Source organism: Novosphingobium beihaiense, from assembly GCF_022832375.1.
Lineage (GTDB): Bacteria > Pseudomonadota > Alphaproteobacteria > Sphingomonadales > Sphingomonadaceae > Novosphingobium > Novosphingobium beihaiensis.
Genome location: NZ_JALHLG010000031.1, coordinates 20,105 through 30,218, shown reverse-complemented (window position 1 = coordinate 30,218; position 10,114 = coordinate 20,105). Strand labels below are relative to the sequence as shown.

The following is a 10,114-nucleotide window of genomic DNA, read 5'->3' as shown; positions in this document are numbered from 1 at the left end:
AATATCGACCTGAAAGGCAATATCGGCGATCACTACCTGGCTGCCGGTGTCAGGGCGCGTTTCTGAGGCTTTGGCGTAACTCCTCCCTGTTGGCGGAGCCAATGGGGAGGTGTCGCGCACGCAGTGCGTGACGGAGGGGTTATGCCCCCTCCACCACCCGCTGCGCGGGCGGTCCCCCTCCCCATCGCTGCGCGACAGGGAGGATTTATGCGGCCTCTCCTACCCCTCCAGCAGGTCGAGATAGGCCACCACGTCATTGTCGGTGGCGAGGAACAGGCCGTCCTGTACTTCTTCCGGCTGGCGCGCGGCGATGTCCATGGCTTGGGCCAGCGGGCCGTAGAACAGCGTTTCGGCCGCGCCGCCTTCCGGCCCGCCGTCGAGGTGATAGAGCCGGACAGTGGCATCGAGATAGGTCGTGCGCATCAGTCCGCGTCCTGCGGATGATCGCGCCTGGCGTTATCGAGCGTGCGTGCGGTCCGGGCGGTTTCGGCTTCGGCGGCCTGGCGATCGCCTTTGGCCTGCCCGTGCAGGGCGCGGTTTTGCGCGGCCTGCGTCTGTCCGGCGGCGCGGGCCCTGGCCTTGCGGGCCATGCGGAGGTTGACGATTTCGGCCATGGTGGCCGTTCTTACGCTTCCACCGCCGTCGTTGTCACGCCGAGATCGGGCAGGCCGACCGAGCGCTTGCCGGAAAAGTCGGTGCGCACCACGATCAGCCCATCCTTTTCGAGATAGTCGAGCAGGCGCTGCACCCGGCGCGGGCTGCTGGTGCCGTAGATGCGGGCGAGTTCGACATCGTCGGGGCAGGGTTTGCCGTCCATCGCCGCGCAGGCGATCACGTAGAACGGCGCGAGGGCATCGTCAGGCACATGCTTGGCGAGGTTTTGCAGGTCGAACCAGCGCTCGTCGTCCGGATCTTCGATCCCGGCGATGGCGGCGGCGAAGCCCCGGCGGAACATCGTGGCGTCGAGCCCGCGCACCGAAATCCCCTTCATCCGGCAGCGGATGGTGAAATCCTGAAACAGCGTGGTTGCGGACTGGAAGGTGCAGTCCTCTTCCCTGGCCATCGCGTTCATGATCTCGACCATGGCGGCGCGGTTTTCCTCGGGGTCCGGCTCGGCGCGCTGGCGTTCGGCCTCGCGGTCGCGGGCCGGGCCGCCGGTGGGCTCCAGCATTTCGCTGGCGGCAATGCGCCGGGCTACCGATTCGGCATCTTCCACGCGCGGGGGCGGCCGGTGGAATTCGGGCCGCTCGGGCTCGACATGGAGATTGTCGTGCAGCAGCTCGCGCATGTCCTCGGTGCTGGCGGTGGGCAGCGGGACAAGGCCGGGCGTCACCGACTTGGCGCCGGTGCGCACCGCGCCGATGTTCACCGCCACCGGGCGCCGGGCGATGGCCGGGCCAAGGCCAAGGAACTGGCCGCGCGCCAGATCGCGGATCTGCTCGGCCTGGCGGCGCTCCATGCCCAGCAGGTCCGCCGCGCGCACCATGTCGATATCGAGGAAAGTGCGGCCCATCAGGAAGTTGCTGGCCTCGGCCGCCACATTCTTGGCCAGCTTGGCGAGGCGCTGCGTGGCGATCACTCCGGCCAGGCCGCGCTTGCGCCCGCGGCACATCAGGTTGGTCATCGCGCCGAGCGAGATGCGGCGCGCCTCTTCGGAGACTTCGCCCGCAGCGGCAGGTGCGAACATCTGCGCCTCGTCCACCACCACCAGCGCCGGATACCACTGTTCGCGCGGGGCATCGAACAGGGCATTGAGGAACTGCGCGGCGCATTTCATCTGCTGGTCGATTTCCAGCTCGTCGAGCGCGAGCACGACCGAGGCGCGGTGCTGGCGGATGCGCGCGCCGAGCCGGGCGATCTCCGCCTCGCCATAGGCAGCGCCATCGATCACGACATGGCCGAACTCTTCGGCGAGCGAAACGAAGTCCCCTTCGGGGTCGATCACCACCTGCTGGACGATGCTGGCGCTCTCTTCCAGCAGGCGGCGCAGCAGGTGCGACTTTCCGGACCCGGAATTGCCCTGCACCAGCAGGCGGGTCGCCAGAAGTTCCTTGATGTCGATCTCGATCGGTTCCCCGCGCGGGGTGTCGCCGATCACGATGGATGCGCTCACGGAAAGCCTCCTGCCAAAACCGGGCGGGGCGGCGCAAGCCGCGCGGCGGTTTTTTCCAGAGAATGGCCACGATCCGGAGCGTGAAACCCTGTTAATTGCACTGCTGTTTCACGCCTTTGTCACATCGCTGCGCAAACGATGCGGCATGGGAAAACGCCTGACAGCCTTGCCGGATTCCGCTTCTGCCTTGCGGCTGGTCGTGCTGGCCGGGCAGAGCAAAGGCGCGCGCGATCCCCTGGCGGAACGTTTCGGGCAGAGCCACCGCAGCCTGATCCCGCTGGCGGGCCAGCCGATGATTGCTCATGTGCTGCGCACCGCCTCGCTGCACCCGTTGGTGGAAAGTCTGGCGATCTGTATCGAGCGCGAGGCTTTCGGCCCGGTCTGGGACGTGCTGACGCGTCTGCCCGGGCGCGGCACTGTCGCGCTGGTGGAAGCGCGCGCGCACCTTGCTGACAGCGTGCGCGATGCGGTTCAGGGCTGGGACGGGCCGGTGCTGGTGACGACGGCCGATCACGCGCTGCTGAGCGCGGAGGCGATCGATGCGGTGGCGGCGGCGATGGCCGGGGCCGATGCCGTGATCGCATTGTCCCCGCGCCACTGCGTGGAAGCAGCCCACCGGTCCGCGCCGCACCGGTTTCTTTCGCTGCAGGATGGCGATTATGCGCCCTGCGACATCTACGGCCTGTCCGGCCCCGGCGCGATCGGCGCGGTCGAGGTGTTCCGCGGCAATGGCGTACTGGACCGCAGCGGCGCCCGGATCCGGCGGGCGGCGGGAATCGTTGGCCTGCTGCTGATGCGCTGCCGCATGCTCACGCTGGCCAAGGCGATCACGTTCGCCTCGCGCCGCCTGGGGTTGCGGCTGGGGGCCGTCATTCTCGAAGATGGTGCGCAGGCGATCGATGTCGATGACGATCACAGCTATGCCGCCGTGCGCGATCTGCTGGAAAGCCGCAGCGCCGCCAGCACTGCTGACAGTACCGCTGCGGCCGAACCCGCTGTGGCCCATGCACGGCGTGCGGCCAGCCGTGTCTGATCCGTAATCGCGCGTTCAGGTTCGAAGGAGCAGCATCCGGCATCGCAATGGGACGATTCACGAAGGAGGATACCCCCAATGCGAACCATGCGAATGCCCCCCCGCAAGTACCTGCTCGGCGCCGCCGCTCTGGCCGTGCTGGGCGCCGGAGCCGCAGAGGCCGCGTCGGCCAAGCTCCACACCCTGAAACTGGATGCTGCCGATGGTTCGGTGGTCGAAGTGCAATATACCGGCGATGTCGCGCCGCGTGTGCAGGTCGTTCCGGCCGGTCAGGTGGTGATTCCTGCCACGATGCCGGTGATGGCCGATCCTTTCGCCGAAATGGAACGCGTCTCGGCGCTCATGGATGCGCATATGCAGGCGGTGATGCAGCGCGCCGCGATGCTGCGGCAGGCCGCGCAGATGCAGCAGGAAGCCGTGGCGCGCGGTGAGGCCCCGCAGGGCTTCACTGTGGCCAGCGACATGCCGCAGGGCATGCACGTCACCTATTATTCGTCCAGTACCGATGCCAATGGCTGTACCCGCACGGTGTCTTACAGCTCGGATGGTTCCGGTGGCGCGCCGAAGCTCATGAAGGCGGCTTCGGATGCCTGCGATGCCGTGCAGCCCGGCAGCCGGGCGATCCCGGCAAAGGCGGAAAAGCCTGCCGTGAAACCCGCGGCGCCCGGCCAGACAGTCTGACGCTTATTTCCTGAATTCACCTGTGCCGCCGTTCCCATGCCCCGGGAAGGGCGGCCGAAAGGGCGGTGCCGTTTGCAGTCCGGCGCCGCCCTTTCCCGTTCCGGCTATTTCAGCGTTTCGAGATAGTCGATGAGGGCCTTGCGCCGGGCGGCATCGGGCACGGTGATGACCATCTTGGTGCCGGGCACCATCTTCATCGGCCCCTGCAGCCAGGTGTCGAGCTTTTCGCGGTCCCAGACGATGCCCGATTTCTTGAGCGCCGGGCTGAAGGCATAGCCCGGCACTTCGCCAGCGGTGCTGCCGACAATGCCGAACAGGGTCGGGCCGACGCCGTTCTTGCCTGGTTCCACCGAATGGCACGCGCGGCACACGGCAAACGCGGCAGGCGCCTTTGTCGCGGGGACGGCGGTTGCAGCAGCAACTTCCGTACTGGCCGCCGCCTGAGGCGTGACGGTTTCGGCCGGAGTGGCGGGTGTCTCGGGCGCCGGGGCTTCGTTGGCGGCTTCATTGGCAGGGGCGGCGGCTTCGGGAGCGGCAGCCGTGCTGTCCTCATCCGATCCCGAACCGCCGCAAGCGGCCAGCAGCGCCAATGGCAGCGCCACGGCCAGTTTCCTGAAATGCATGCAACTTCCTCCTCGAACCCGGACTTCCCACTAGGCAAGGCGGTACTGCAGTTTGCTGATCCAGCGCAAATTTGGGGTTGCAAAAAGCGCTGCATTATTTGCGTTTAGGGAAAGTCCCGATCGCTCGCCCGGTTCACGCCCGATCTGGCGGAGAAGGCGGCAGAAAAGCGCTTTCCCGCCGTCTGTAATCCCCCTAGGGCTCGCGCACCATGCCGTCTGCCCAGCCCCGTCCCTTTCGCGCCGAACTGCGTGCCACCTTGCAGATTGCAGGGCCGCTGGCGCTGGCCAACCTGCTGCAGATGGCGGTCTATGCGACGGACGTGATGTTCGTGGCCCGGCTGGGGCAGCAGGCGCTGGCGGCGTCGAGCCTGGCCGTGGCGCTGATCGCGGTGCTGATGATGGGCCTCAACGGCGTGACGAGCGCCTGCGCGCCGCTGATCGCAGCGGATATCGGGCGCCGCAGCAATGCCGTGCGCGAAGTGCGGCGCAGCACCCGCATGGCGCTCTGGCTGGCCGTGGCATTCGGGCTGGCCGGGATAGCGCTGTGCCAGTTCGCCACTGAATTCATGCTGGCGACCGGGCAGAAGCCGGAACTGGCGCAGCAGGGCGGGGGCTTTCTGGCGATCCTCTCGATCTCGGTGCTGCCGATGGCGGTGGCCAATGTGCTGCGCACGTTCGTCTCCGCGCTGGGCCGCCCTGTTTTCGCGACCGTGATCACGGCGGTGTCGATCCTTGTCAACGCGCTGGGCGACTATGCGCTGGTCTTCGGCCATTTCGGCGCCCCCGCGCTGGGGCTGACCGGGGCCGCGCTCGCCAGCATCATTACTGCGACGAGCACGGCGCTGGCCTATGTCGTGGCGATTTTGGCGGACCGCAATCTGCGCCGGTTCCGCGTGTTCGGGCGCTGGTGGCGGCCGGAGTGGCAGCGGCTGCGGCGGATGCTGGTGCTCGGCCTGCCGATCGCGGGCACGCTGGTGGCCGAAGGCGGGCTGTTCAGCAGCGCGGCTTTCGTGATGGGCCGCGTGGGCGAGGCACAGCTCGCCGCGCATACCGTGGCGCTGCAGATCGCGGCGTTTGCATTCCAGGTGCCGTTCGGCATCGGCCAGGCGGCAACTATCCGCGTGGGCTATCACTATGGCGGGGGCAACCGCGAAGGCGTGGGCCATGCAGGCTGGGCGTCGATCGTGATTGGCATGGCCTTCATGAGCGTGTCGGCGCTGGCGATGTTCGCCGTGCCCCGCCTGATTCTGTCCGCTTATGTGGACGTGTCCGATCCGGCCAATGCGGCGCTGACCGGTTATGCGCTCAGCTATCTGTTCATTGCCGCGATATTCCAGCTTTCGGACGGGTTGCAGGCCGTCGTAGCCGGGGCGCTGCGCGGTATTCAGGACACGCGCGTGCCGATGATCATGGCCCTGATCGGCTATTGGTTTGCCGGGTTCGCGGCCTCCATCGTGCTGGGCCTGTTCACGCCGCTGGGCGGAGTCGGCGTGTGGATCGGGCTGGCGGTGGGGCTGACCGCTGCCGCGGCGCTGCTGATGGTGCGCTGGCACCGGCGGGAGCGCTTTTATGCCCTGGCCTTCACCTGACTATCTGCCCTGATTGTCCCGCATCGGGACCGGCTCGGCGTAAAGCGGAACGGCAATGGATTTTTTTGCGTGCCCGGTGCTTGACGGCCCCGGGGACCAAGACCATATCCGCCGCCGTTGGCACTCATGACCCTAGAGTGCCAACCCCAGTTTTCTGTTCGTAGGATAAGGGAGAATCCCATGGCATTCCGTCCGCTGCACGACCGTGTTCTCGTGCGCCGCGTCGAGGCTGAAGAAAAGACGGCCGGTGGTATCATCATTCCCGACAGCGCCAAGGAAAAGCCCGCCGAGGGCGAGATCGTCGCTGCCGGCAATGGCGCCGTCGTCGACGGTAAGATCCAGGCGCTCGACGTCAAGGTCGGCGACCGCGTGCTGTTCGGCAAGTGGTCCGGCACCGAAGTCAAGGTCGACGGTGAAGACCTGCTGATCATGAAGGAATCGGACATCCTCGGCGTTATTGCCTGAGCTTGCTTTCCGCATCCATCCATCTGAATTTTTGAGAGGAATTACCCAATGGCAGCCAAGGACGTAAAGTTCTCGCGCGACGCCCGTGAGCGTATTCTCGCCGGTGTCGACACTCTCGCCAATGCCGTGAAGGTCACGCTGGGCCCGAAGGGCCGCAACGTCGTGATCGAAAAGAGCTTCGGCGCCCCGCGCATCACCAAGGACGGCGTTACCGTCGCCAAGGAAATCGAACTCAAGGACAAGTTCGAGAACATGGGCGCGCAGATGATCCGCGAAGTGGCTTCGAAGGCCAACGACGCGGCCGGTGACGGCACCACCACCGCCACCGTTCTGGCCCAGGCGATCGTGCGCGAAGGCATGAAGTCGGTCGCGGCCGGCATGAACCCGATGGATCTCAAGCGCGGCATCGATCTCGCCGTCGGCAAGGTCGTCGAGAACCTCAAGAGCCGTTCGAAGGACGTTTCGGGCACTTCCGAAATCGCCCAGGTCGGCGTGATCTCGGCCAATGGCGACAAGGAAGTCGGCGAGAAGATCGCTGAAGCCATGGAAAAGGTCGGCAAGGAAGGCGTGATCACCGTGGAAGAGGCCAAGGGCCTCGAATTCGAACTCGATGTCGTTGAAGGCATGCAGTTCGACCGCGGCTACCTCTCGCCCTACTTCGTCACCAACCCGGACAAGATGACGGTCGAGCTGGAAAACCCCTACATTCTCATCCACGAGAAGAAGCTCTCGAACCTGCAGTCGATGCTGCCGATCCTCGAAGCCGTGGTGCAGTCGGGCCGTCCGCTCCTCATCATCGCCGAGGACATCGAGGGCGAGGCTCTGGCCACGCTCGTCGTCAACAAGCTGCGCGGCGGCCTCAAGGTTGCTGCCGTCAAGGCTCCGGGCTTCGGCGACCGCCGCAAGGCCATGCTGGGCGACATCGCCACGCTGACCTCGGGTGAGATGATCTCCGAAGACCTCGGCATCAAGCTTGAGAACGTCACCCTGACGATGCTTGGCGAAGCCAAGAAGGTCACGATCGACAAGGACAACACCACCATCGTCGATGGCGCCGGTTCGGCCGAGGAAATCCAGGCCCGCGTCGAGCAGATCCGTTCGCAGATCGAAGTCACCACTTCGGACTACGACCGCGAGAAGCTGCAGGAACGCCTTGCCAAGCTGGCTGGCGGCGTGGCCGTGATCAAGGTCGGCGGCGCTTCGGAAGTCGAAGTGAAGGAGCGCAAGGACCGCGTCGATGACGCGCTGCACGCGACCCGCGCCGCGGTTGAAGAAGGCATCGTCCCCGGCGGCGGTACGGCTCTTCTCTACGCCACCAAGGCTCTCGAAGGCCTCAAGGGCGAGAACGACGACCAGACCCGCGGTGTCGACATCGTGCGTCAGTCGATCCTGGCCCCGGTTCGCCAGATCGCGACCAATGCCGGTTTCGACGGTGCGGTCGTCTCGGGCAACCTGCTGCGTGAAAACGACGAGACGCAGGGCTTCAACGCGGCTACCGACACTTACGAGAACCTCGTGGGCGCCGGCGTCATCGACCCGACCAAGGTCGTGCGCACCGCGCTGCAGGATGCCGCATCGGTTGCCGGTCTGCTGATCACCACCGAAGCCGCGATCAGCGAATCGCCGGAAGACAAGCCTGCCATGCCGGCGATGCCCGACATGGGTGGCATGGGCGGTATGGGCGGCATGGGCGGCTTCTAAGCCACTCATCGTCCATCCGGACAGAATGCGAAGGGCCGGGGGCATTGCTCCCGGCCCTTTTGCATGGCCGGAACCGCTTCGCATGCCGGTGCCGCGGCGAATCACGATGCCCGGCTTCGGGTGGGCATTCGTGATTCCGGTGCGTTTGAATCGGTCTTTCCGGCGACACGAACGTGCCTTTCGCGGCAATTACCGCAAGCTCCCTGCATTTCGTCGCGCCTCGCTGGCGTTTTATCTACGCAGTGTTAACTTTCCCGTGACTCGTTAACTTCGAGGGAACTCGAAAGGGACTACAACAGGGACTGCATGACCGGGGCAGCTAACCTTATCTCGCGGTGCCGCGCGGGCACCAGGCGTTTCGCTGGGCTATTGGCGTTCACGGCCGCCGCTTCGCTGGTGGCAAGCCCGGCACAGGCCGGGCAGGCCGCGCCGGTAGCGCAGCCGACCCAGCAAGTGGTCGAAGTCCAGAGTACGTTCGATTCGCTGTTCGGCACCGAACTGCGCGGGCCGCGCACGTATTCCTCACCGCTTGGGCAGCGTCTCGCCACAGTGGCGGAGGCGTCGCAGGGCCGCATCGGCGTGGCCGCGCTCGATCTGGCAACGGGCCAGGAAATCGATGTGCTGGGCGACCAGCGCTTTCCCATGGCCAGCACCAGCAAGGTCGCCATTGCCGCGACGTTTCTGGAAGGCGTGGACAAGGGCAAGTGGAGCCTGACCAGCGAATTCCCGATGATGATCCCGGTGAAGTCGGCCCCGTTTTCGAGCCCGGTCGCACCGGTCCGGCCCGGAGCCTACATGACGGCGGGCAAGCTGCTCGAACTGATGCTCACCCGTTCCAACAACTATGCTACCGATGCCCTGCTCAAGGTCGTGGGCGGCCCCAGTGCGGTCAATGCCTGGGTGAAGCGCGCGGGTATCGAGGGCTGGCATATCGACCGCGACATCGCGACTCTGGTGCGCGATGACGGCGCGATCGATCCCGCCCAGGTGATCGACAAGCGGGACAGCGCCACGCCGCTGGCCATGGTCAAGCTGCTGAGCGGCATCTATCAGGGCAAGTGGCTGTCCCCGGCGAGCCGCAAGATCCTGCTCGATACGATGGCGCGCTGCCTTACCGGCAAGCGCCGCATCCGCGCGGGTCTGCCCGAAGACGTGCAGGTCCTGCACAAGACCGGATCGCTGCACAACACGTCGAGCGATATCGGCATCATCGAGGCGCCGGACGGGCGCGTGTTCGCGGTGGCCATCTACGTTACCGGGCAGGGCAGCCGCCCCAATCGCGAGGCGCGCATCGCCAGCATCGCCCGCACCATCTACAGTGGCTATCTGGCCGAAGGGCCTGCCTACCACCACACCGCTTCGCGCTGACGCAGGCGTCCTTTCGGGGACGGCACGCAAAAGAAAAGCGCCCCGAAACTTGTTCGGGGCGCTTTTCTTTTTGGGCGGTGGCGGAGCCGCCGGAGCGGCTCCCGGGCCGCTTAGTTGGCCTTCTTGTCACCGTTGACGTGGTCAGCCATCGCATCGGTCACATCGCTGGCGGCCTTCTGCGCGGCATCGGCGGTGTTCTCGGCCGCGTCCTTGGCGTCTGCCGCGGCGTCCTTCACGGCATCGCCCGCATCGTCAGCCGCACCGGCCATGGCGTCGCTGGCATCGTCCACCGTGTTGGCGGCACCGGTGGCCATGGCGCCCATGGTGTCGGTCATGTCATCGGCAGCCGACGTCGCGGCGGCTTCGGTGGAGTCCTGCGTCTTCTGCGAGCAGGCGGCCAGCGAAAGGGCGCCGATGGCGGCGGTGGCGATAAGGATCTTACGCATCTTTCAGTATTCCCTCGTTGCGAGTTTAATCTGCCGGCGAAACGCCGCTTCAGGTTTCCAGCCTCGTGACGGGCCGGGCGAATCGACTAGTCATC

Annotated in this window: 11 protein-coding genes; 6 read left to right on the top strand and 5 right to left on the bottom strand. The window is 66.0% G+C overall.

What is annotated here, in order from left to right:
- Window positions 1-219: 219 nt before the first annotated feature.
- The 3 genes from MTR66_RS16105 to MTR66_RS16095 are packed head-to-tail and all read right to left on the bottom strand — an operon-like array spanning window position 220 to window position 2,113.
- Window positions 220-423, bottom strand: coding sequence for a hypothetical protein (locus MTR66_RS16105; RefSeq protein ID WP_243922913.1), 204 nt, complete (start codon window positions 421-423; stop codon window positions 220-222).
- Complete coding sequence (locus tag MTR66_RS16100) at window positions 423-614, bottom strand: DUF4169 family protein (protein ID WP_243922911.1); 192 nt, start codon at window positions 612-614, stop codon at window positions 423-425. Before MTR66_RS16100 ends, MTR66_RS16105 begins: the two co-directional genes overlap by 1 nt.
- Window positions 615-625: 11 nt before the next feature.
- The gene (locus tag MTR66_RS16095) at window positions 626-2,113 is read right to left on the bottom strand and encodes a helicase HerA domain-containing protein (RefSeq protein WP_243922909.1); all 1,488 of its coding nucleotides are present in this window, start codon (window positions 2,111-2,113) and stop codon (window positions 626-628) included.
- 145 nt (window positions 2,114-2,258) lie between these two features.
- On the opposite strand from MTR66_RS16095, the gene MTR66_RS16090 reads away from it, so the two are divergent.
- Both MTR66_RS16090 and MTR66_RS16085 read left to right on the top strand, forming a co-directional pair.
- Entirely contained in the window at window positions 2,259-3,146 is an 888-nt protein-coding gene (locus MTR66_RS16090) for an NTP transferase domain-containing protein (protein WP_243922907.1), read from the top strand.
- Window positions 3,147-3,239: 93 nt separating this feature from the next.
- Window positions 3,240-3,827, top strand: a complete 588-nt coding sequence (locus MTR66_RS16085; RefSeq protein ID WP_243922905.1) for a hypothetical protein — start codon at window positions 3,240-3,242, stop codon at window positions 3,825-3,827.
- Between the two features lie 104 nt (window positions 3,828-3,931).
- Here MTR66_RS16085 and MTR66_RS16080 read toward each other — a convergent pair whose 3' ends face one another.
- Window positions 3,932-4,450, bottom strand: coding sequence for a c-type cytochrome (locus MTR66_RS16080; RefSeq protein ID WP_243922903.1), 519 nt, complete (start codon window positions 4,448-4,450; stop codon window positions 3,932-3,934).
- Window positions 4,451-4,659: 209 nt separating this feature from the next.
- Here MTR66_RS16080 and MTR66_RS16075 point away from each other — a divergent pair, with 209 nt between their 5' ends.
- The 4 genes from MTR66_RS16075 to bla all read left to right on the top strand — a co-directional run bounded on the left by MTR66_RS16075 (window position 4,660) and on the right by bla (window position 9,573).
- Window positions 4,660-6,039: an MATE family efflux transporter gene (locus MTR66_RS16075; protein WP_243922901.1), complete on the top strand. Its 1,380-nt coding sequence runs from the start codon at window positions 4,660-4,662 to the stop codon at window positions 6,037-6,039.
- Window positions 6,040-6,219: 180 nt separating this feature from the next.
- Window positions 6,220-6,504, top strand: a complete 285-nt coding sequence (locus MTR66_RS16070; RefSeq protein WP_243922899.1) for a co-chaperone GroES — start codon at window positions 6,220-6,222, stop codon at window positions 6,502-6,504.
- A gap of 48 nt (window positions 6,505-6,552) precedes the next feature.
- The gene (groL, locus tag MTR66_RS16065; RefSeq protein WP_243922897.1) at window positions 6,553-8,205 is read left to right on the top strand and encodes a chaperonin GroEL; all 1,653 of its coding nucleotides are present in this window, start codon (window positions 6,553-6,555) and stop codon (window positions 8,203-8,205) included.
- Between the two features lie 369 nt (window positions 8,206-8,574).
- The gene (bla, locus tag MTR66_RS16060; RefSeq protein ID WP_243922895.1) at window positions 8,575-9,573 is read left to right on the top strand and encodes a class A beta-lactamase; all 999 of its coding nucleotides are present in this window, start codon (window positions 8,575-8,577) and stop codon (window positions 9,571-9,573) included.
- A gap of 110 nt (window positions 9,574-9,683) precedes the next feature.
- Here the strand turns inward: bla and MTR66_RS16055 are convergent, their stop codons facing one another.
- Window positions 9,684-10,019 carry a hypothetical protein gene (locus tag MTR66_RS16055; protein ID WP_243922893.1) on the bottom strand — a complete coding sequence of 112 codons (336 nt, stop codon included), beginning with the start codon at window positions 10,017-10,019 and terminating at the stop codon, window positions 9,684-9,686.
- Window positions 10,020-10,114 lie beyond the last annotated feature (95 nt).

Coding starts and splice junctions, on each gene's coding strand:
- MTR66_RS16105 (WP_243922913.1), bottom strand. CDS start 423: ATGCGCACGACCTATCTCGATGCCACTGTCCGGCTCTATCACCTCGAC.
- MTR66_RS16100 (WP_243922911.1), bottom strand. CDS start 614: ATGGCCGAAATCGTCAACCTCCGCATGGCCCGCAAGGCCAGGGCCCGC.
- MTR66_RS16090 (WP_243922907.1), top strand. CDS start 2,259: ATGGGAAAACGCCTGACAGCCTTGCCGGATTCCGCTTCTGCCTTGCGG.
- MTR66_RS16085 (WP_243922905.1), top strand. CDS start 3,240: ATGCCCCCCCGCAAGTACCTGCTCGGCGCCGCCGCTCTGGCCGTGCTG.
- MTR66_RS16080 (WP_243922903.1), bottom strand. CDS start 4,450: ATGCATTTCAGGAAACTGGCCGTGGCGCTGCCATTGGCGCTGCTGGCC.
- MTR66_RS16075 (WP_243922901.1), top strand. CDS start 4,660: ATGCCGTCTGCCCAGCCCCGTCCCTTTCGCGCCGAACTGCGTGCCACC.
- MTR66_RS16070 (WP_243922899.1), top strand. CDS start 6,220: ATGGCATTCCGTCCGCTGCACGACCGTGTTCTCGTGCGCCGCGTCGAG.
- groL (WP_243922897.1), top strand. CDS start 6,553: ATGGCAGCCAAGGACGTAAAGTTCTCGCGCGACGCCCGTGAGCGTATT.
- MTR66_RS16055 (WP_243922893.1), bottom strand. CDS start 10,019: ATGCGTAAGATCCTTATCGCCACCGCCGCCATCGGCGCCCTTTCGCTG.